This is a genomic window from Streptomyces monticola (assembly GCF_042665355.1).
Classification (GTDB): domain Bacteria; phylum Actinomycetota; class Actinomycetes; order Streptomycetales; family Streptomycetaceae; genus Streptomyces; species Streptomyces monticola.
The window spans coordinates 171,323-192,263 of record NZ_JBHTCF010000019.1; the positions used below are offsets into that span (position 1 = coordinate 171,323).

The 20,941-nt window shown below is 72.7% G+C and carries 20 protein-coding genes; 15 read left to right on the forward strand and 5 right to left on the reverse strand.

Going from position 1 to position 20,941, the window contains the following annotated elements:
* Positions 1-626: 626 nt before the first annotated feature.
* From ACFQVC_RS33810 to ACFQVC_RS33820, 3 genes are all read left to right on the forward strand, one after another.
* Positions 627-1,598 (forward strand): ABC transporter ATP-binding protein, encoded by a 972-nt coding sequence (locus tag ACFQVC_RS33810; RefSeq protein WP_381837898.1) that lies wholly within the window; start codon positions 627-629, stop codon positions 1,596-1,598.
* Positions 1,599-1,600: 2 nt separating this feature from the next.
* Complete coding sequence (locus ACFQVC_RS33815) at positions 1,601-2,458, forward strand: ABC transporter permease (protein ID WP_381837839.1); 858 nt, start codon at positions 1,601-1,603, stop codon at positions 2,456-2,458.
* A gap of 68 nt (positions 2,459-2,526) precedes the next feature.
* Complete coding sequence (locus ACFQVC_RS33820) at positions 2,527-3,174, forward strand: AAA family ATPase (protein ID WP_381837841.1); 648 nt, start codon at positions 2,527-2,529, stop codon at positions 3,172-3,174.
* Positions 3,175-3,232: 58 nt separating this feature from the next.
* On the opposite strand, the gene ACFQVC_RS42605 is transcribed toward ACFQVC_RS33820, so the two are convergent.
* The 5 genes from ACFQVC_RS42605 to ACFQVC_RS33840 all read right to left on the reverse strand — a co-directional run bounded on the left by ACFQVC_RS42605 (position 3,233) and on the right by ACFQVC_RS33840 (position 7,543).
* Complete coding sequence (locus ACFQVC_RS42605; RefSeq protein WP_465270599.1) at positions 3,233-3,307, reverse strand: hypothetical protein; 75 nt, start codon at positions 3,305-3,307, stop codon at positions 3,233-3,235.
* Positions 3,308-3,362: 55 nt separating this feature from the next.
* A complete protein-coding gene (ybaK, locus tag ACFQVC_RS33825) occupies positions 3,363-3,863 on the reverse strand; it encodes a Cys-tRNA(Pro) deacylase (protein ID WP_381837843.1) in 501 nt (166 codons plus the stop codon).
* Positions 3,864-3,890: 27 nt separating this feature from the next.
* A complete protein-coding gene (locus tag ACFQVC_RS33830) occupies positions 3,891-4,640 on the reverse strand; it encodes an LON peptidase substrate-binding domain-containing protein (protein WP_381837845.1) in 750 nt (249 codons plus the stop codon).
* A gap of 22 nt (positions 4,641-4,662) precedes the next feature.
* Complete coding sequence (locus ACFQVC_RS33835) at positions 4,663-5,688, reverse strand: hypothetical protein (protein WP_381837847.1); 1,026 nt, start codon at positions 5,686-5,688, stop codon at positions 4,663-4,665.
* A 301-nt stretch (positions 5,689-5,989) separates the two neighbouring features.
* Complete coding sequence (locus ACFQVC_RS33840; RefSeq protein ID WP_381837900.1) at positions 5,990-7,543, reverse strand: oxidoreductase; 1,554 nt, start codon at positions 7,541-7,543, stop codon at positions 5,990-5,992.
* 225 nt (positions 7,544-7,768) lie between these two features.
* Between ACFQVC_RS33840 and hisD the strand changes: the two genes are divergently transcribed.
* The 12 genes from hisD to ACFQVC_RS33900 all read left to right on the forward strand — a co-directional run bounded on the left by hisD (position 7,769) and on the right by ACFQVC_RS33900 (position 20,898).
* A complete protein-coding gene (gene hisD, locus ACFQVC_RS33845) occupies positions 7,769-9,100 on the forward strand; it encodes a histidinol dehydrogenase (RefSeq protein ID WP_381837849.1) in 1,332 nt (443 codons plus the stop codon).
* On the forward strand, positions 9,097-10,218 hold the full coding sequence (locus tag ACFQVC_RS33850; protein ID WP_381837851.1) for a histidinol-phosphate transaminase: 1,122 nt from the start codon (positions 9,097-9,099) through the stop codon (positions 10,216-10,218). The genes hisD and ACFQVC_RS33850 overlap by 4 nt, the downstream gene beginning before the upstream one ends.
* Positions 10,215-10,808 (forward strand): imidazoleglycerol-phosphate dehydratase HisB, encoded by a 594-nt coding sequence (gene hisB / locus ACFQVC_RS33855; protein ID WP_381837853.1) that lies wholly within the window; start codon positions 10,215-10,217, stop codon positions 10,806-10,808. The genes ACFQVC_RS33850 and hisB overlap by 4 nt, the downstream gene beginning before the upstream one ends.
* Before the next feature lie 2 nt (positions 10,809-10,810).
* Complete coding sequence (locus ACFQVC_RS33860) at positions 10,811-10,975, forward strand: hypothetical protein (RefSeq protein WP_381837855.1); 165 nt, start codon at positions 10,811-10,813, stop codon at positions 10,973-10,975.
* A gap of 5 nt (positions 10,976-10,980) precedes the next feature.
* Positions 10,981-11,649: an imidazole glycerol phosphate synthase subunit HisH gene (gene hisH / locus ACFQVC_RS33865; protein WP_381837857.1), complete on the forward strand. Its 669-nt coding sequence runs from the start codon at positions 10,981-10,983 to the stop codon at positions 11,647-11,649.
* Positions 11,649-12,386 (forward strand): bifunctional 1-(5-phosphoribosyl)-5-((5-phosphoribosylamino)methylideneamino)imidazole-4-carboxamide isomerase/phosphoribosylanthranilate isomerase PriA, encoded by a 738-nt coding sequence (gene priA / locus ACFQVC_RS33870; protein WP_381837859.1) that lies wholly within the window; start codon positions 11,649-11,651, stop codon positions 12,384-12,386. The genes hisH and priA overlap by 1 nt, the downstream gene beginning before the upstream one ends.
* On the forward strand, positions 12,383-12,799 hold the full coding sequence (locus tag ACFQVC_RS33875) for a RidA family protein (protein WP_381837861.1): 417 nt from the start codon (positions 12,383-12,385) through the stop codon (positions 12,797-12,799). Before priA ends, ACFQVC_RS33875 begins: the two co-directional genes overlap by 4 nt.
* Before the next feature lies 1 nt (position 12,800).
* Positions 12,801-13,556, forward strand: a complete 756-nt coding sequence (hisF, locus tag ACFQVC_RS33880) for an imidazole glycerol phosphate synthase subunit HisF (protein WP_381837863.1) — start codon at positions 12,801-12,803, stop codon at positions 13,554-13,556.
* Between the two features lie 169 nt (positions 13,557-13,725).
* Positions 13,726-14,931 (forward strand): cytochrome P450 family protein, encoded by a 1,206-nt coding sequence (locus tag ACFQVC_RS33885; RefSeq protein ID WP_381837865.1) that lies wholly within the window; start codon positions 13,726-13,728, stop codon positions 14,929-14,931.
* Positions 14,932-15,051: 120 nt separating this feature from the next.
* The gene (locus tag ACFQVC_RS33890; RefSeq protein WP_381837901.1) at positions 15,052-16,386 is read left to right on the forward strand and encodes an MFS transporter; all 1,335 of its coding nucleotides are present in this window, start codon (positions 15,052-15,054) and stop codon (positions 16,384-16,386) included.
* A 211-nt stretch (positions 16,387-16,597) separates the two neighbouring features.
* Positions 16,598-17,515 carry a bis(hydroxyethyl) terephthalate hydrolase gene (gene bdeA / locus ACFQVC_RS33895; protein ID WP_465270600.1) on the forward strand — a complete coding sequence of 306 codons (918 nt, stop codon included), beginning with the start codon at positions 16,598-16,600 and terminating at the stop codon, positions 17,513-17,515.
* Positions 17,516-17,673: 158 nt separating this feature from the next.
* The gene (locus tag ACFQVC_RS33900) at positions 17,674-20,898 is read left to right on the forward strand and encodes a LuxR C-terminal-related transcriptional regulator (RefSeq protein ID WP_381837867.1); all 3,225 of its coding nucleotides are present in this window, start codon (positions 17,674-17,676) and stop codon (positions 20,896-20,898) included.
* Positions 20,899-20,941: the final 43 nt, after the last annotated feature.

The following is a 20,941-nucleotide window of genomic DNA, read 5'->3' on the forward strand; positions in this document are numbered from 1 at the left end:
CCGGGGCCGATCCCGAGTGAGCCGCGACCACTCCCGAGTGATCCGGGGCCGATCCCGAGGAATCCGGGGCCGATCCCGAGTGAGCCGGGGCCGACCCCGCGTGAGCCGCGACCGATCCCGAGTGAGCCGGGGCCGACCCCGAATGAGCCGGGGCCGACCCCGCGTGAGCCGCGACCGATCCCGAGGAATCCGGGGCCGACCCCGAATGAGCCGCGGCCGATCCCGAATGAGCCGGGGCCGACCCCGCGTGAGCCGCGACCGATCCCGAGTGATCCGGGGCCGATCCCGAGTGAGCCGCGGCCGACCCCGCGTGAGCCGCGACCGATCCCGAGGAATCCGGGGCCGACCCCGCGTGAGCCGCGACCGATCCCGAATGAGCCGCGACCGATCCCGAATGAGCCGGGGCAAACCCCGAGTGAGCCGGAGGGCGATGCTGCCGGGTGAGCGGGGGCCCGTGCCGGGTGAGCCGGGGGCCGGGGGCGCGTGCTGACCGAGGGGTGGCGCGCGGGTGACCGCCGCGGCGGGTTCCGCCCTGCGGGACAGCGCGCGGTGGCCGTCCCGTAGTCTCGTCCCTCGTGAGTACGCGCGCGGGGCACCCGGAAATTGGGGCATACGGCGACGAGGCCGTGTGCGTGGTGCGTGACCTGGTCAAGACGTATCCCGCCGTACGCGGGCGCCGTGGCAGGCCCGCCACCCCCGAAGTACGCGCCAGCGACGGCATCGGCCTCGAAGTGCGGCGCGGTGAGATCTTCGGCCTCCTCGGGCCCAACGGCGCGGGCAAGTCCACTCTCGTACGTCAGCTCACCGGACTGATGCGGCCCGACGCGGGCGGGGTCACGATCCTCGGCCACGACATCGTGCGCCACCCGGAGCGGGCCGCCCGCATCCTCGCCTACCTCGGCCAGGAGTCGACCGCCCTCGACGAGCTGACGGTCGCGCTCGCCGCCGAGACCACCGGCCGCCTGCGCGGGCTCGACATCAGGTCCGCACGGGCCGAGCGGGATGCCGTACTCGACGAGCTGGGGCTCACGCCGATCGCCGGTCGTCCCCTGAAGAAGCTCTCCGGCGGACAGCGCAGGCTCGCCTGCTTCGCCGCCGCGCTCGTGGGGGAGCGGCCGCTGCTCGTCCTCGACGAGCCCACGACCGGCATGGACCCGGTGGCGCGGCGGGCCGTGTGGGCCGCCGTCGACCGCCGCAGGGCCGAGCGGGGCACGACGGTCCTGCTCGTCACGCACAACGTCATCGAGGCCGAGACCGTCCTCGACCGGGTCGCCGTCATCGAGCGGGGGCGGCTCATCGCCTGCGACACCCCCGCGGGGCTCAAGGGCCAGGTCGCCGGGGACGTCAGGCTCGATCTGGTCTGGCGCGACCGGGCTCCGCTCGATGTGCCCGAGGTCGCGGCACTGCGGGCGTTCGCCGACGAGACGGGGCGGCGCTGGACGCTGCGGCTCGCCCCGGACGAGGCGCGGGCCGCGGTCGCCGCGGTCACCGGGGGCGAGGCCTTCGCGGCGCTCGACGACTTCACGTTGGCCACGCCGAGCCTGGAGGACGTGTACCTCGCGCTGGGCGGGCGTACGAAGGGTTTGGTGAAGGTGTGACGGTGTACGGCACGGGGCACGCCGCATTGCGGCCGGACGCTGCGGCGCCCGCCTCAGCGGGGCGCGCCCGCAAGGCCGGGCCCGCGGAACGGCGGCCCGGCGGGGCAGCGGAACTCGCGCCGCCCGCGCGGCTCTTCCCCTCCCTCGCCGCCGTCTACCGGGCGCAGCTCTCGCGGGCCCGGGTCGCACGGATTCCGCTGCTCTTCGTCGCCACCTTCCAGTCCGTCGGGATCATGGTCCTGATGCGCGGAGTCGTCGACGGGGGCGCGGAGGCGCGGGCCGTGGTCGCCGGGTCCTCGGTCCTGGTCGTGGCCTTCGTCGCGCTCAATCTGCTCGCCCAGTACTTCGGACAGCTGCGGGCACAGGGCGGCCTCGACCACTACGCGACCCTGCCGGTGCCGCCCGCGGCCGTGGTCCTGGGCGCCGCCGCGGCGTATGCCTCCTTCACCGCGCCGGGGACGCTCGTCACGGCCGTGGTGGGCAGCATGCTCTTCGGCCTTCCGCTGACCCATGTGTGGATCCTCGTCGCGGTCATCCCGCTCGCCGGGGCCGCGCTCGCCGGGCTCGGCGCCGCCCTCGGACTGCTTGCGCCACGGCCCGAACTGGCCACGCTGCTCGGTCAGTTGGGAATGTCGGCGGCGCTGCTCCTCGGAGTGCTCCCGGCGGACCGGCTGCCCTCGCTCATCCAGTACGCGCGCGACCTGCTGCCGTCGACCTACGGCGTGGAGGCCTTCGCGCGCACCTTCGACGCGCGGCCCGACTGGGCGGCGGTGGCCCTGGACCTCGCGGTGTGCGCGGGCGTCGGGGTGGCCTCGCTCGCCGTCGCCACCTGGGCGTACCGCAAGGCCGCGGTCCGCTGAGCCGCCAGGGGCGCCCGATCGGCGGTCCCACCCCGGGCTCGCACGGAGCGGCCTGGCACGATGGCAGGGTGACCGCACCGCATACTCCGCCCCACCAGCCGTCAGCGAACGACCCGTGGCCGGCCCCGCCGCACGCGGGCGCCGCCCCTCCGGCCTTCGAGGAGGACGGGCCCGACATGAAGACCGAGCTCAGGGAAGCCGCGGTGATCGCGGTGGCGGTCGCGGTCAGCGGCGCACTGCTCGGCCTGCTGTGGGGGTGGCTGGCGCCGCATGTGCCGCTCGTCTCGGACGGCAAGGCCGTCTTCCTCAAGGACACCGAGGGCGAGCAGGCGATCGGTGCCGACGGCACGTTCATTCTGCTGGCCCTGGCCTTCGGCGCGGTCAGCGCGCTCGTGGTGTTCCTGGTGCGCAAGCGCGGCGGGGTACCGCTGGCGGTGGCGCTGATGCTCGGCGGGCTGCTCGCGTCCGTGGTCGCCTGGCGCCTCGGCATCCTGTTCGGCCCCGGCGACGACGTGGTGGCCCGGGCCAAGGCCGCGGGTCCCGGGGTGCCCTTCGACGCCCCGCTGAAGCTGACCGCCATGGGCGCGCTGATCGCCTGGCCCATCGCGGCGCTCGCCGTACACCTCGGTCTGACGGCGCTCTTCGGGCCGCGCGACCCCGAGTTCGATCCGGCGGCCCCGCCCGTGTGGCAGCAGGCGGACGGGGCGCCGCAGTGACTACGCGGGACCGTGCCCGGGGCTTGTGACTTCGCGGGACCGTGCCCGGGGCTTGTGACTACGCGGGCCTGCGCCCGTGGTTGGCCTTGCCCTTTTTGATCCGCCACTTCCGCTTGCGCGTCTTCTTCGACATGTCCTCGGTACTTAGCCGAGGACGGGGGATACGTCGAGGGGGTACGCGCAGGGCGTTACGCGCGCCCGACCGGGGCCAGGACCGCGTCCGTCAGCTTCGCCAAGTCGGCCGGTGCCAGCTCGACTTCCAGGCCGCGGCGGCCCGCGGACACACAGATGGTGTCGTGCGCCGAGGCCGAGTCGTCCAGGACGGTGCTCAGCTTCTTGCGCTGGCCGAGCGGGGAGATGCCGCCGCGGACGTACCCCGTGGTGCGCTCCGCCGCCGCCGGGTCCGCCATCGTGGCCTTCTTGCCGCCCACCGCGGCGGCGAGTGCCTTGAGGTCGAGGGAGCCCGCCACCGGCACCACGGCGACGGTCAGTGCACCGTCGACCTCGGCGACGAGGGTCTTGAAGACCCGGTCGGGGGAGACGCCCATCGCCTCGGCGGCCTCCTCGCCGTAGGAGGGGTGGGCGGGGTCGTGCTCGTACTGGTGGACCGTGAACGGCGTACCGGCCGCGGTCAGCGCCACCGTGGCCGGCGTACCCCCGGACTGCTGCTTCTTGGACTTCTTCGCCATCGCCCCTCGGCTCCTGCTGGTCGGCCGTCAGTTCCTGCTCGTCGGCCCACGGGTCAGGTCGACCGCGGGCAGCGAGGGCAGATTACGGATCACCGCGGTCTCCGCGCGAAGGAGTTTCAGCTCGTCGCGCAGGCGCGAAGCGGTGTCGGGGGCCTGCAGGAGGCGCTGCTTGGTGGGGGTGTCGAGGACGGCGGCCGCGGCCACCAGATACGACACCACGGACGGCTCGTCGGGCAGCTCGGCACCGGTGGACAGGGAGCGCTCACGGGCGCCCGCGAGGCGCTTCTGGTAGTTGCGGAAGGCGCGCAGGACACCCTCGGCGAGGGCGCCGGCCTCCTCGCCCGGGTCCTCGGGCAGCTCTTCGAGCTCGGCGGTCAGATAGGCCCCCGAGGTGTCCACGGAGACCAGCCTGACCCGGCTGGTGCCGGTGGCGAGCACCTCGAAGCTGCCGTCGGCGCGCTCGCGTACCGTCGCGGCGTCCGCGATGCAGCCGATCTTGTGGAAGGCCTTGAGGGGGTCGTCGCCGAAGCCGGCGGCGGGGCCGCGCTCGGGCACCGCCGTCTGGTCCGGCATGCCGGGGGCCACGGGCGCGACCTCGTGGCCGTCACGGATGGCGACCACCGCGAAGCGCCGGGGCTCGTCGGAGTCGTCGGGGGACGCCTTGACGAGGTCGCGCATCATGGCGCGATAACGCTCCTCGAAGACGTTCAGAGGCAGCACGAGGCCCGGGAACAGCACGGTGTTCAGCGGGAAGAGCGGAAGCCGGACGGTGGTCACGACGGTCTAGCCTAATGGCCGCTCAGTGTCCGCCGGAGCGGCCCGGGTATCTCCGGCCGCGACGCAGCGGAGTAGCGGCCGCGACTTCGAGACGGATGCCGTCGCGCAGCTCCAGGAACTGGCCCAGGGGATCGTCGGAGATCCGGTCCCAGGGGAACGAGGTCGCGTGCGGTCCGATCAGGCGCAGCTGCTCCAGGGCGTCGTCCCAGCGCTCCAGGCGCACCAGGACGTACGTCAGGAGATTGCGGACCTCCGCGGGGTAGGGGTCGCCCCCGGCGTAGGCGTGCGAGAGCTCCACGGCGCCGTCGGCGGCGGCGTGCAGGCGCATGGCGGGTACGACGCCGGTGCCGGGGTCGAGGAGATACGCGAAGGCCGCGCGCACCGGAAGGGCGCGCACGAGGGAGCCGGGCAGGGCATCGGCCGCGGCGTGCTCGGCGAAGTCGAAGCACTCGCGGTGCGAGCCGTACCAGGCGGCCGAGAGGTACTGCAGGGCCGCCGCGTGGCAGCCGTAGTGGTGCGGGGAGCGGCGCACCGCCTGGGCCCACAGCTCGTCGAAGACGGTGCGCGGTGCGGCGCTGCCACGGGCGTGGTCGAGGGCGATCCGCCAGGGCACCGGGTCGCGCGGATCGGCATCGGCGGCCGCGGTGATCAGCGGGGCCACCTCGCGGAGCAGCTCGGCGCGGGCCGGTGACTCCCAGGCGTGCCGCAGGGCGAGCTCGGCCTTGACGAGCAGGGCGTCGGGGTCGTGCGGGGCGGCGGAGCGCCACAGCTCGAACCACTCGGCGCGGCCGCGCGCGAAGGTGGCCAGGCGCAGCGCGTAGAGGTCGCGGTTCTCCCACTCGGCGGCTTCGCGGGTGGTGGCGAGCAGCTTGGCGGCGCTCTCGTACTCCCCGCGGCCCGCTCCGACCAGGGCCGGGGCGAGCTGTTCGTCGGGGGCGTCGAGGAGCACCGCGTCGTCGGCGGCGAGCGCGGTGGCGAGGCGCGGGGCGTGCCGGAGCATCCGGGCGGTGCCGATCAGGGCACGGAGCAGAGCCATGGTGTGAACCATTGAAAGGCGCAGGTGAGAGCCGGTCCAGAGGCTCTGTGGTGACGCTTTCGCATCGGCTGTTTGGTTGTCTGCGGAACGGTCAAGTCCGGGTAAAGATCAAGGGGTTGAGGGGCGCGAACGCCCCTTCCGCCGCCTCCGTCACATGCGTTGCCCCTGTAGGCCTCGCCGCTCCCGCCGCCTCCGTCACACGCGTTGTCCCTGTAGGCCTCGCCGCTCCCGCCGCCTCCGTCACATGCGTTGCCCCTGCAGGCCTCGCCGCTCCCGCCGCCTCCGTCACTCCCGTCGCGCCGGCCGCCTTCCGTCACCCTCGTCGCAGCATGCGCGAGGCCCCCGCCGCCACCGTCGTCGCCAGGATCCAGCCGAGCAGGACGAGCGCGGCCGCGGCCCACTGCCAGTGGCCCTCCACCCGCCAGTAGCCGTCCTGACCGAGATTGATCACGGGGACGAGCAGGTCGAGGGCGTACAGGGAGGGGTTCCAGGCGGGGCCCTCGCCGGGCTTGAGGGCGGGCGGGTGGTACTGCGAGAAGGCGATCCCGCCGAGCGCCCAGAGCACCGCCATCCACACCGCGGCCCGCCCCGGGCGATAGCCGTACGCCACCGTCCAGTCCTGCGCGTACCCCCAGAGCTTGCCGGCCAGGGGCAGGGTCTCGCGGCGGCGGCGCTGCTTGGCGAGCAGGACTTCGCGGGCGTCGGCGTCCTCGCCGCTCTCGCGCAGCACGGCGGCGAGCTTCTCGTACGGCTCCGGGCTGTACTCGGGGGTCGCCGAGAGCACCCACTCCAGGCGGCGGGTGAGCGGGAAGCTGCCGCGCGGCACCAGGTTCTCGTAGCTGAAGCCGCCCACACGCAGCTGCCCGGGGCCGGGCCAGCTCGTCGACTTGTCGACCAGGTTGACTATCTTCGCGCCGGACAGGACGACCCGGCCGCGCTGCGGCTTCTCGCCGAGGAAGCGCAGCTCGGGCACCTGGATCCGGCGCAGCGACAGCTCCTGCTCGTTCTCCAGCTGGAAGCGGGCCTGCTCGAAGTCGATCGCGTCGCCGAAGCGGCCGTCGTCCAGACGGATCCCGCCCTCGCTCTCGAACTTCTGCACCCGCACCCCGCGCGCGGGGGTCGCGCCGCCGGTCAGCGGCGGGTTGGAGGCGGCCGCGGGCGTCATGTACAGCGTGCGCTCCACGGTCATCTGCGGGGCGTTGAGCGCCTTGCTGCCGTAGGGGTTGATCAGACGGCTGCCGCGCAGGCTCAGGGAGACGCCGATCTGGGCGCCGCGCAGACTGACCTCGCCGTGCGACTCCATCAGCTCGGCCTGGAAGTCCTGGCCCACGGTGAGGCCGTCGCCGACGATCGTGCGGTTGCGCCGGTCGCGGTGCACCACGGCCTGGTTGAGCAGCAGGTCGGTGCCGATCTGGGCGTCGGTGAGCCGGATGCCGCGGTGCACGTGGCAGCGCGGCAGATGCAGATCGCCCTCGGTGTGGAGGCGGGCCGCCTCGAAGCGCGGAATCGAGCAGTCCACCAGGCGCAGGGTGGTGAAGCGGCTCTCCGGCAGGACGAGCTCCTTCTCGAAGCGGCAGCCCTTCATCTCCACATACGGCTCCACCGTGCCGCCCGCGACATCCAGGGTGCCGGTGATCTGCACACCGGTCAGCTTGATCGCGGAGACCCGCCCCGGCAGGGCCGGCGGCCCGTCCAGCATCAGCAGGCAGATGACCCGGGCCCGCACGCTCCGCTCGGGGCCCCAGGGGTGGCCGCCGTGCGGATCGTCCACTTCGGGGTCACCGCTGCACAGGTTGTATCGGCTGCCGTTCTGGAAGGCCTGCCACATGCCCATCTCGGCTGCGGTGAGGCCGTCCGGCATATCCATGTTCTGCCCGTCGACCACTACTGCTGTTCCTCCCCGTTTCCGCCGGTCCCTGGCGTTTTCACGGCGTCCCTGGCGTCCGTACAGCGGTTCATGCCCGCTGAGTGACGGCGTGAACGCTAGTGGTGAAGAGGATCTTCCGGGGAGGGGCAGGGCGAGGGCAGGGGCGTGTATCAGCCATTGATACAGGCGTCCGCGGCCCGATGACCGTCTGAGAGAATTGGTTCCGTGATCTCCCGAATCGATCTGCGCGGCGACGCCCTCCCCGAGGGCTCCGCCCTGCGCGACCTGCTGCCCCGAGCCGAGTTCGACGTAGCGGCCGCCCTGGACAAGGTGCGGCCCATCTGCGAGGACGTGCATCATCGGGGCTCCGCGGCGCTGATCGATTACGCGGAGAAGTTCGACGGGGTACGCCTGGAGCGAGTGCGGGTCCCCGCCGAGGCGCTGACCAGGGCTCTTGCCGAGCTCGACCCCCAGGTGCGCGCCGCCCTGGAGGAGTCGATCAAGCGGGCCCGCACGGTCCACCGCGAGCAGCGCCGCGCCCCGCACACCACCCAGGTCGTACCCGGCGGCACGGTCACCGAGAAGTGGGTGCCGGTCGAGCGCGTCGGTCTGTACGCACCGGGCGGCCGCTCCGTCTACCCCTCGTCCGTGATCATGAACGCGGTCCCGGCGCAGGAGGCCGGAGTCGCCTCCATGGCGCTCGCCTCGCCGCCGCAGGCCGACTTCGACGGACTGCCGCACCCCACGATCCTGGCCGCCTGCAAGCTCCTCGGCATCGACGAGGTGTACGCCGCGGGCGGCGCCCAGGCCGTGGCGATGTTCGCGTACGGCACCGAGGGCCCCGACGGCTGCGCGCCCGCCAACATGGTCACAGGACCCGGCAATATCTGGGTGGCCGCGGCCAAGCGCTACTTCACGGGCCGCATCGGTATCGACACCGAGGCCGGACCGACCGAGATCGCGATCCTCGCCGATGACACCGCCGACCCGGTGCACGTCGCGTCCGACCTGATCAGCCAGGCCGAGCACGACCCGCTCGCGGCCGCCGTGCTCGTCACGGACTCCCCGGCGCTCGCCGACGCCGTGGAGAAGGAGCTGGCCCCGCAGGTCGCCGCGTCCAAGCACGTCGACGACCGGATCGCCCCCGCCCTGGCCGGCAAGCAGTCCGCGATCGTCCTGGTCGACGGCCTGGAGGAGGGCCTGCGGGTGGTCGACGCATACGGCGCCGAGCACCTGGAGATCCAGACCGCCGACGCCACCGCCGTCGCGGAGCGGGTCAAGAACGCCGGCGCGATCTTCGTCGGCCCGTGGGCGCCGGTCTCGCTCGGCGACTACTGCGCGGGCTCCAACCACGTCCTGCCCACCGGCGGCTGCGCCTGCCACTCCTCGGGTCTGTCCGTGCAGTCGTTCCTGCGCGGCATCCACATCGTGGACTACTCCCGGGACGCACTCGCCGATGTCGCGCACCACGTGGTGACGCTCGCGGAGGCCGAGGACCTGCCGGCGCACGGCGCCGCCATCAAGGCGCGTTTCGGGTGGGAGGTGCCGGGACAGTGACCCGCATCGACGATCTGCCCGTGCGCGACGAGCTGCGCGGCAAGTCCCCCTACGGCGCGCCCCAACTCGACGTCCCCGTACGCCTGAACACCAACGAGAACCCGTACCCGCTGCCCGAGCCGCTGGTCGAGCGGATCGCCGAGCGGGTCCGTGAGGCGGCCAGGAATCTCAACCGCTACCCGGACCGGGACGCGGTCGAGCTGCGCACCGAGCTGGCCCGCTATCTGACCCGTACCGCGAAGTACCCGGTCGCCGTCGAGAACGTGTGGGCGGCCAACGGGTCCAACGAAGTCATCCAGCAGCTGCTTCAGACCTTCGGCGGCCCGGGGCGTACCGCGATCGGCTTCGAGCCCTCGTACTCGATGCACGGGCTGATCGCGCGCGGCACCGGCACCGGCTGGATCTCAGGACCGCGCTCCGCGGACTTCACGATCGACACCGAGACGGCCGCGAAGGCCATCGCCGAGAACCAGCCGGACGTCGTCTTCATCACCTCGCCCAACAACCCCACGGGCACCGCCGTCCCGACCGAGACGGTCATCGCCCTGTACGACGCGGCGCAGGCGGCGAAGCCGTCCATGGTGGTGCTCGACGAGGCGTATATCGAGTTCAGCCACGGCGACTCGCTGCTCTCGCTGCTCGAAGGCCGGCCGCATCTGGTCGTCTCGCGCACGATGTCCAAGGCCTTCGGCGCGGCCGGGCTCCGGCTCGGCTATCTGGCCGCCGACCCGGCCGTGGTGGACGCGGTGCAGCTGGTCCGGCTGCCGTACCACCTCTCCGCCGTCACCCAGGCCACCGCCCTGGCCGCCCTGGAGCACACCGACACGCTGCTCGGATATGTCGCCCAGCTCAAGCACGAGCGCGACCGCGTCGTCCGTGAGCTGTGGGAGATGGGATACGAAGTCACCGCGTCCGACGCGAACTTCGTGCAGTTCGGACGGTTCGAGGGCGAAGGTGCCGCGCACGCCATGTGGCAGCGGATCCTCGACCGGGGCGTCCTCGTCCGTGACAACGGCGTGCCCGGCTGGCTGCGGGTGACCGCCGGTACCCCCGAAGAGAACGACGCGTTCCTCGCTGCGGTACGCGAACTGAAGAAGGAGCAGGAGCAGAGCGCATGAGCCGCATTGGACGCGTTGAGCGCACCACCAAGGAGACCTCGGTCGTCGTCGAGATCGATCTCGACGGCACCGGAAAGGTCGATGTCGCCACCGGGGTCGGCTTCTACGACCACATGCTCGACCAGCTCGGCCGGCACGGCCTGTTCGACCTCACGGTGAAGACCGAGGGCGATCTGCACATCGACAGCCACCACACCATCGAGGACACCGCCCTGGCCCTCGGCGCCGCCTTCAAGCAGGCGCTCGGCGACAAGGTCGGCATCTACCGCTTCGGCAACTGCACGGTCCCGCTCGACGAGTCGCTCGCCCAGGTGACGGTGGACCTGAGCGGCCGCCCGTACCTCGTGCACACCGAGCCGGAGAACATGGCGCCGATGATCGGCGAGTACGACACGACGATGACCCGGCACATCTTCGAGTCCTTCGTCGCCCAGGCGCAGATCGCCATGCACATCCACGTGCCGTACGGCCGTAACGCCCACCACATCGTCGAGTGCCAGTTCAAGGCCCTTGCCAGGGCGCTGCGTTACGCCTCCGAGCGGGACCCGCGCGCCGCCGGGATCCTTCCCTCGACGAAGGGCGCGCTGTAGCCATGAACGGCCTCTCCACGCTGCTGATCTTCGTCGGGCTCTTTCTGCTCGGCGGGGTCTTCTCCTTCGTCAAGCAGAAGCAGTCCAAGAGCCTCATCACGCTCCTGTCCATCGGCGCCGCGATGTGCCTGGTCGCGGGTGTCCTGCGCCTGGAGGTGTGGAATTGACCTCCGTGGCCGCTGAGAACGCGGCTCCCAGGAAGGCAGCCGCCAAGAAGGTCGTCGTCTTCGACTACGGCTTCGGCAATGTGCGCTCCGCCGAGCGCGCCCTCGCCCGGGTCGGCGCCGACGTCGAGATAACCCGTGACTTCGACGAGGCCCTGAACGCCGACGGGCTCCTCGTGCCGGGCGTCGGCGCGTTCTCCGCCTGTATGAAGGGCCTGAAGGAGGCGCGCGGCGACTGGGTCGTGGGCCGCAGGCTGTCCGGCGGACGGCCCGTCATGGGGATCTGCGTCGGCATGCAGATCCTGTTCGAGCGCGGCATCGAGCACGGCGTCGAGTCCGAAGGCCTGGACGAGTGGCCCGGCACCGTCGGCCCTCTCAAGGCGGACGTCGTACCGCACATGGGCTGGAACACCGTCGACGCCCCGGCGGGCTCCGAGCTCTTCAAGGGCCTGGACGCGGACCAGCGTTACTACTTCGTGCACTCCTACGCCGTACACGACTGGACCCTCGAAGTCGCCAACCCGGCGATGCGCGCCCCGCTCGTCACCTGGGCGACGCACGGCGAGCCGTTCGTGGCCGCCGTGGAGAACGGCGCGCTGTGGGCCACGCAGTTCCACCCCGAGAAGTCCGGCGACGCCGGCGCGCAGCTGCTGAAGAACTGGATCGGAACCCTGTAATGGCTGTCAATTCGGAGAAGCTCGAACTCCTCCCCGCCGTCGACGTCCGCGACGGCCAGGCGGTCCGTCTGGTGCACGGCGAGTCCGGCACCGAGACCTCCTACGGCTCCCCGCTGGAGGCGGCCCTCTCCTGGCAGCGCTCCGGCGCCGAGTGGCTGCACCTGGTCGACCTCGACGCCGCGTTCGGCACCGGCGACAACCGTGACCTGATCGCCGAGGTGACCAAGGCCATGGACATCAAGGTGGAGCTGTCCGGCGGCATCCGCGACGACGCCTCGCTCGCCGCCGCCCTCGCCACCGGCTGCACCCGCGTGAACCTCGGCACGGCCGCCCTGGAGTCCCCGGACTGGGTCGCCAAGGTCATCGCCGAGCACGGCGACAAGATCGCGGTCGGTCTCGATGTCCGCGGTACGACGCTGCGCGGCCGCGGCTGGACCCGTGACGGCGGCGACCTCTACGAGACCCTGGAGCGCCTCAACTCCGAGGGCTGCGCCCGCTATGTCGTCACCGACATCGCCAAGGACGGCACCCTGCAGGGCCCCAACCTGGAGCTCCTGAAGAACGTCTGCGCGGCCACGGACCGCCCGGTCGTCGCCTCCGGTGGCGTCTCGTCCCTGGACGACCTGCGGGCCATCGCCGAGCTCGTGCCGCTGGGTGTCGAGGGCTCGATCGTCGGCAAGGCGCTGTACGCGAAGGCGTTCACCCTGGAAGAGGCCCTGGAGGCTGTGGCGTCATGACGTCCGATGCCGTACGGCGGGTGCAGAGCGGAAGCCCCTGGGAAGAGACCTTTGGTTTCGCACGCGCCGTCGCGGCGGGCGACCGGGTCGTGGTCGGCGGCACCACGGCCTTCCGTGGCGATGTCCTGTACGGCGAGGGCGACCCCTATGAGCAGGCCAGGGCTGCCTTCGCCAACGGCCTTGAGGCACTGGGCGAGTTCGGGCTCGACGCCGCCTCAGTGATCCGCACCCGGATGTATCTGACCCACGCCCGCGACATAGACGAGGTGGGCCGGGCGCACAAGGAGTTCTTCGACTCCGTACGCCCGGTCACGACCCTGGTGATCGTGTCCGGCTTCGTCGACCCGCGCATCCTGGTCGAAGTAGAGCTAGAAGCATTCAGAGAAGTGACAGAAGTAGTCGGAGGAGCCTGAAGTGACCCTGGCGGTCCGAGTCATCCCCTGCCTGGACGTGGACAACGGCCGGGTCGTCAAGGGCGTCAACTTCCAGAACCTGCGCGACGCGGGCGACCCCGTCGAGATGGCCAAGGTGTACGACGCCGAGGGCGCCGACGAGCTGACCTTCCTGGACATCACCGCCTCGTCGGGCAACCGCGAGACGACGTACGACGTGGTGCGCCGCACCGCCGAGCAGGTCTTCATCCCATTGACCGTGGGCGGCGGCGTGCGCACGGCCGAGGATGTCGACCGGCTCCTTCGCGCGGGCGCCGACAAGGTCGGCGTGAACACCGCGGCCATCACCCGGCCCGAACTGATCCGGGAGATCGCCGAGCGCTTCGGCCGCCAGGTCCTGGTGCTCTCGGTGGACGCCCGCCGTACCCCGTCGGGGTCCTTCGAGGTCACCACCCACGGCGGCCGTAAGTCCGCGGGCATCGACGCGGTCGAATGGGCGCACCGGGCGGCCGAGTTGGGCGCCGGCGAGATCCTGCTGAACTCGATGGACGCCGACGGCACGAAGGACGGCTACGACATCGAGATGATCGAGGCGGTACGCAAGCACGTCACCGTCCCCGTCATCGCCTCCGGCGGCGCCGGCAGGCTCGCCGACTTCCCGCCGGCCGTCGCCGCCGGCGCGGACGCGGTGCTCGCGGCCTCCGTCTTCCACTTCGGCGATCTGCGGATCGGCCAGGTGAAGGAGGAGCTGCGGGGTGCGGGATATCCCGTGCGGTGACGTGCGATTGCTCGCGAGGTGTCCCGTGCGGTGATGTGCGATGCCGCGAACTTGCTCGCGGTTGTCCGCAATTGAGGGCACTGTTGAAGGAACAACGGCGAAATCTGATCGCTGGTGGATCAACGGCCGGGTTAGCGTAAGGGGATAAACCCAAAGAGGGGGGTTACCCATGCCTGCCGGCTCCATCATCGATCTGCTGCAGCTCAGTCCGGACTTCGCCAGCGATCCCTATCCCGTGTACGCGAAGCTGCGCGCACAGGCACCGGTCCACCACGTCCGCTCCCCGGAGGGCCTGGAGATATACCTCGTGCTCGGGCACGAGGCCTGCCGGGCCGCGTTCACCGACCCGCGGCTCAGCCGGGACTGGCGCAACTCGGGCAACATACGCCAGATCATCAACACCGACGCGGACGACCCGAATCTCGCGCACATGCTGATGTCCGACCCGCCGGACCACACCCGGCTTCGGCGGCTCGTGGCACGGGAGTTCACACCGCGCCGGATCGAGAGTCTCGTCCCGCGCGTCCAGGAGATCACCGACGGGCTCATCGACGAGATGACGGAGAACGGTGCCCGCACCGCCGACCTCGTGACCGCCTTCGCCTTCCCGCTGCCGATGACCGTCATCTGCGAACTCCTCGGCGTGCCCGAGCTGGACCGCGAGGCGTTCCGCCGCTGGTCCAACGAGATGGTGGCCAGGACCAGTCCGGAGGCCGAGGGCGCCGCGTACGCGGAACTCGGGGCGTATCTGCCGAAGCTGATCGCGGCCAAACGCGCCGAGCCGGGCGACGACCTGCTCAGCGCGCTGATCCACACCGTCGACGAGGAGGGCGACCGGCTCTCGCCCGCCGAGGTGGTCGGCATGTGCAATCTGCTGCTCATCGCCGGGCACGAGACCACGGTCAACCTGATCGTCAACGGCATGCGGGCGCTCTTCGCGCATCCGGACCAACTGGAGCTGCTGCGCTCCGACTTGAGCCTGATCGACGGCGCGGTCGAGGAGATGCTGCGCTACGACGGGCCGGTGTCCTCCTCCACCGAGCGCCTCGCCCTGGAGGACGTCGAGCTGGGCGGTGTGGTGATCCCGGCGGGCTCCACGGTGCGGATGGTCCTCGCGGACGCCGACCGTGACGGCGCGCGGTTCGAGGAGCCCGACCGTTTCGACATCCGCAGGGACGCCCGCGGCCATATCGCCTTCGGGCACGGTCTGCACTTCTGCCTGGGCGCGCCGCTGGCCCGCCAGGAGGGCAGGATCGCGATCCGCACGCTCCTGGAGCGCTGCCCGGACATCGCCCAGGACGTCGACGCCGCCGCCCTGGACTGGGTGCCCGGCCTGCTGATCAGGGGTGTACGGAAGCTGCCTGTGCGCTGGTGAACCCGGCCGCCGCCGCCCCCGTGCGGCACCCGCGCCCGTGCGGGCCAACTGACCCTCGGATCAAATCAGTTGAACCCCGTATGGGCGTGGCGCGATCATCCGCTCGTGACAGACGCTGACATGACCACCGCCGGTGCGGCGGCCCCGGCTCGGCAGAGCCTCTCGAAACCCGCCCACCGCGACGGCAACGTCCTGCGCTGGCTGATCGCCTATGCCGCCTCCGTCATGGGGGACAGCTGCTACTTCCTGGCGCTCGGCTGGGCCGCGGCACAGATCGCGGGCCCCGCGCAGGTCGGCATGGTGATGGCGGTCGGTGCGGTGCCGCGGGCGGTCCTCATGCTCGCCGGTGGCGTGGTCGCCGACCGGTTCGACCCGCGCCGTGTCGTCATCGGCTCCGACGCCGCCCGTGCCCTGGTGATCCTCGGGGTCGCCGGGGCCCTGTGGCTGAGCCGGCCGGGGCTCTGGCTCCTGGTCGCGGTCGCCCTGGTATTCGGCGTCGTGGACGCCCTGTTCATGCCCGCCGTGGGCGCGCTCGCCCCCCGGCTCACCGGCCCCGACCAGTTCGTACGGGTGCAGGGGCTGCGGATGATCGTGACCCGGGCCGGGACCACGGCGGGGGCGCCGCTCGCCGGGTTCGCGATGGCGTACGGGCGCAGCGCGGCGGCGTTCGCGGTCGCGGGCACGCTGTTCCTTGCCTCGCTCGCACTCCTGTGGACCGTACGGGTCGGAGCGCTGCCGCCGGACGACGTACCGGCCGAACGCACCACGCCCTGGCGGGACTTGACCGACGGACTCGGCTATATCCGGCGCCACCGGATCGTGGGGCCGCTGGTGCTCTCCGGCGCCATGAGCCAGCTCGGCATCGTGCCGCCGCTGCAGGTCGGCGCGGTGCTCCTCGCCGAGGAACGCGGCTGGGACATGGCGGGGATCGGCTGGATCCTGGCCGCGTTCGGGATCGGCGCGGGGGCCGGGGCGCTCGCGCTGACGGTGCGCGGCCGGTTCCGGCGCGCGGGTGCCGCGCAGAACGTGCTGCTCGTTGTCGCGTCGGCGGCGATCGGCGCCATCGGGGTACTGCCGACGGTGCCGGGCGCCGCGGCGGTGGCGCTGGGCGCGGGGCTGCTCAGCGGGGTGTGCGGAGGGCTCGCGGCCGCGCTGATCCAGACGAACACCGCGGCCGCGTACCAGGGGCGGGTGGCCGCGGTGATGGCCCTCACCTTCGTGGGCATCGCTCCGCTGGCCTTCCCGCTGTTCGGCCTCGCCGCCGAGGCGGTGGGCGTGGGCCCGATGTTCCTCGTCGGGGGCGCGGTCAGCGCGTGCGGCGCGATCGTCGGCGTGCTGTCCCCCGAACTGCGGCGGGCGTCGCTGCCGGGGGCCGGCGGGGCCGGTGGGGCTGACAGGGCAGGTGGAGCCGGTGGGGCCGAGAGGTCCAACCCGGGGCGCACCGGCGGCGGTTGAGCGGAGGCCGGTGATTCTGCCGATGTGCGCGGAGCCGGCCCGGCTGGAGAGTGACGGCCGTCAGTCACAGCGGAGGAGTTCCGCAGGTCCTGTCCTGCCCCTGGTCCGCCGGGGGCGATGAGCCGCCGGGCCCGCGCGACTTCGCCGTTCCCCCCAGCGAGAGGAACCCTTCGTCGTGCAGCAGATCAGCAGCGACAAACCCGGCGCCCCCGTGCGGCGGCGGGCCCGGCGAGTGAAGGGCCGCCTGGTGCGGGCCGGACTCGCGATGCTCCTGGCCACCGGAGCCCTGGCGACCTCGCAGGCGTTCGGCGCCGAGACCGAGGAGACCCCCGCCGCAGCCGCGGAGAACCCCTACGAGCGCGGTCCTGACCCCACACCGTCCAGCATCGAGGCCGTGCGCGGGCACTACTCCGTCTCCCAGACCAGCGTGTCGTCCCTGAGCGTCAGCGGGTTCGGCGGCGGCACCGTGTACTACCCGACGTCCACCGCGGACGGCACCTTCGGCGCGGTCGCGATCTCGCCCGGCTACACGGCCACCCAGTCGTCCATATCCTGGCTCGGCCCCCGCCTCGCCTCGCAGGGCTTCGTCGTCTTCACCATCGACACCCTCACCACGCTCGACCAGCCCGACAGCCGTGGCCGCCAACTCCTCTTGGCCCTGGACTACTTGACCCAGCGCAGCTCCGTACGCGGCCGTATCGACAGCACCAGGCTCGGCGTCATGGGGCACTCGATGGGCGGCGGCGGCACCCTGGAGGCCGCGAAGTCCCGGCCGTCGCTGCAGGCGGCGATCCCGCTCACCGGCTGGAACATCGACAAGAGCTGGCCCGAGATCAAGACGCCCACCCTGATCGTCGGGGCCGACGGCGACTCGATAGCGCCCGTCTCCTCGCACTCCGAGCCGTTCTACAGCAGCCTGCCGAGCACCCTCGACCGGGCCTACCTGGAGCTCAACAACGCGAGCCACTTCACGCCGAACACGTCCAACACCACCATCGCGAAGTACAGCATTTCCTGGCTGAAGCGGTTCATCGACAACGACACCCGCTACGAGCAGTTCCTCTGCCCGCTGCCGCGTCCCAGCACGACCATCGAGGAGTACCGGGGCAACTGCCCGCACTCCGGCTGAGCATGCTGCCGGCACACCGGCGGCGGTAAGTGGTGGCGGTCGCGTGACAGCGGCCGCCACCACGGCGTTGTGCCCGGACACAGGGTTGTCCGGGAGGGGTTGGGGTGCTGCCCAATCAAGGGGCACGCCAGTATTTACGCGGCAGTAACGTGACGGGCGTGACCGGAATCAGCACCGTCAGAAACCCTCTGCGGATATACGGCCGGAGCGCTGAACTCACGGCCTGTGCCGCCCTCTCGGACCGGCTGCGGGCGGGCCGCGCGGGCGCCCTGCTGCTGGTCGCGGCCCCGGGCCTTGGGCGTACGACGCTGCTGCGCCGCCTTGCCGGGGAGTTCGGGGGCGGGGAGCACGAGGGCGAGCGGGGTGCGAGCAACCGCGGCGCGGCCGTATACGTACCGCCTCCGTCCGTACCGCCTCCGTCCGTGACGTCCCCGTCCGTGACGTCCTCGTCCGTGACGTCCTCGTCCGTGACGTCCTCGTCCGTGACGTCCTCGTCCGTGACGTCCTCGTCCGTGACGTCCCCGTCCGTGACGCCCCCGCCTGCGACGCCCACGGCCTCCACCCGTCCTGGGGCCTCCAGCGGTCCTGAGGCCCTCATTGCTCCTGAGGTCCTCACCGCTCCCGCGGCCGTCGCCGCGCTGCTGCGCGCCGAGCCCGAACCCGGCGTACTGCGCGGGGAGTTGGAGCGGCTTGCCGGTCACCGGCCGCTGCTGCTGTGCGTGGACGATCTGCACCTGTGGGAACCCGCGCCGAGAGCCGCCCTCTGCGAGCTGGCCCGTGCCCTCGCGGCCGCCGCGGCACCCGCCCGGCGCGCACCCGTCGGCCTGCTGCTCTCGGTGGCCGCACACCGGTCCGGCGACGCCCTGCTCTCCGGGCTTCCCAGGGTCCAGCTCGGACCGCTGCCGGGCGAGGCCGCGGACGAACTGCTCGGCCGGCTCACGGCGGGGCGGCGGCTCGACCCGCTCGCGCGCGCGGAAGTGCTGGCGGCGGCCGACGGAAACCCGTCGCTCTTACGGGAGTTGGCCGGCCGGCTGACCTCGCGGCAGCTGGCCGGCGGGGCGCCCCTTCCCCGGTCGCTCCGGGACGGGGCGGCGCTGCTGCGGGCCTGCGCCGTACGGCCCGCTGGCCTGTCCGCCGACACCTGCGCCCTGCTGCTGCTCGCGGCCGCCGGGTACGAGGCCGATCCCACGGCCCACGACGGCGCCGGCACCCGGACCGCGCCGCTGCTGCGCGCGGCCGCCGCGGCCGGTTTCGGCCCCGACGCCCTGGAACCCGCCGAGAGCGCCGGGCTCGTCCACCGCACGCCCGACCGGGTGCGGTGCGACGCCGCCCTGCGCCGCGCCGTGTACGACGGGGTGCCGGCGGCCGGGCGCAGGGCCGCGCACCGGCTGCTCGCCTCGGTCGCCACGGGGGAGCGGGAGCGACTGCCGCACCTTGTGCACCGGGCGCTCGCCGCGGTCGGCCCGGATGCCGCGCTCGCCGTCGCCCTTGCGGCCGCCGCCCGCGCTCCCGGCCTCGGCGTCGCCCACAGTGAACGCGCCTTCGCCTTCGCCCGCGCCGCCGCGTTGACGGAGCAGCAGGAGGCCCGCGCCCTGCGGCTGTGCGAGGCCGCCGACCACGCCCGCCGCGCGGGTCGCCCGGCCCTGGCGGCCGAACTGCTCGGTTCCGTACGGGCGTTGCCGGTGCCCGACGCCGCGCGCGGCCGGGCCGAACTCGTCCACGGGCTCCTGGCCCTGCGCGGCGGGCCCGTCGCCGACGCCCGCGAATCGCTGCTGCTCGCCGCCCGGCTCCTTGCCCCGCACGACCCGGAGCGCGCGGTACGGGCCCGGCTCGCCGCCGCGGAGGCCTCCTGGGCGATGGGGGACACGACGGCGTACCGGGAGGCGCTGGGAGAGTGCGGGGGCGTGATCGAGGGTGTGGCCGTGGGGCCCGGACCTGCCCGCGCCGTCGACGCGCGTGCCGCCTTCCAGACGGGCATGGCGGCCGTACTCGACTCCTCCGAGACGTCCTCCCCGGCGTCCTTCGCGGCCGGCCTCGCCTCCCTGCGCCGCGTCGTCGAACTGGGCGGAGACGGGGGCGAGACGGCTGGGGGCGGAGGCGATAGGGCCGGGGGCGGAGGCGTGCCTGAGGACCCGGAAGAACCGGAAGAACCGGAAGAACCGGAAGAATTGGAAGAACCGGAAGGCCCGGAAGGCCCGGAAGGCCCGGAAGACCCGGAAGACCCGGAGTGGCTGTTGCGCGCCGGCGTCGCTGCCCTGGTACTCGGGGATCTCGCCGCCGCCTGCCGCCTCGGGAGCAGGGCCCTGGCCGTCGCCCGCGCCCATGGACTCGACGCCGTACTGCCGCGTGCCCTTGAACAACTGGCCTACGGGGAACTGCGCGCCGGCCGGCATGCGAGCGCCCGTGCGCACGCGGAGGAGGGGCTGCGGATCGCCCGCAGGATCGGGCAGTGCAATGTCCTCGCCCACCAGCAAGCCATCCTCGCGCTCGTCGCCTCCCTCGACGGCGACGCGGCGACGGTCGCCGAACTGGCGGGCGCCGCGGCCGCGACCGCCGCCCGGCACGGGCTCGCGCAGGCGGAGACGCTGGCCCAGTGGGCGCTCGCCCGCGCCGATCTGGCCCAGGGCCGGGCCCTCGAAGCGGCCGCACGGCTCGGCCCGCTGGTCGCGCCGGGGCCGCGGCGCGGGCACTTCGCGGTCCGGATGCTCGCCGTACCGTGCTACGTCGAGGCGTCGGTCCTGGCCGGCGAGGGCGCGGCGGCCGGTTCGTCGGTGGCCGAGTTCGCGCTCTGGGCAGGACTCGGCCACGACCCCCAGGCCCCGTCCCAACTCGCCCGCTGTCAGGCCCTGTTGACCACCGACGATATACCGGCGGCCGACGCGCGCTACGACGAGGCGCTGGCCCTGCACGAGTCGGCGGGCGGCGACTTCGAGCGGGCGCGCACGTCTCTGCTGTACGGCAAGTGGCTGCGGCGTACCCGCAGGCCGGGCAAGGCCCGCGGCCGGCTCCGGGACGCGCTGGTCGCCTTCGAGCGGTGCGGCGCCGCCGTATGGGCCGCGCAGACGGCGGCCGAGCTGCGCGCCACCGGTGAGGCCACGGGTGAACCGGCGCGGCAGGCAACCCCGGACCGGCTCGCGCGTCTGACGCCGCAACAGCTGCGGATCGCCCGCCAGGTGGCGGAGGGAGCCACCAACAGGGAGGTGGCGCGGCGGCTCTCCGTGAGCCCGCGCACGGTCGACCACCATCTGCGCAATGTCTTCTCCGTGCTCGGTGTGCGCTCCCGCGTGGAACTGTCCCGTCTGGTGGGCCGAGTTGACCGCGTGGATCGTGTCGACCGTGGCGAGCGCGTGGGGCTCGCGGACGAACCGGCTGTGCGGCCATGAAGCGCCGATTGGCGATGAACGCGACGGAGCCGATGAACGCGAC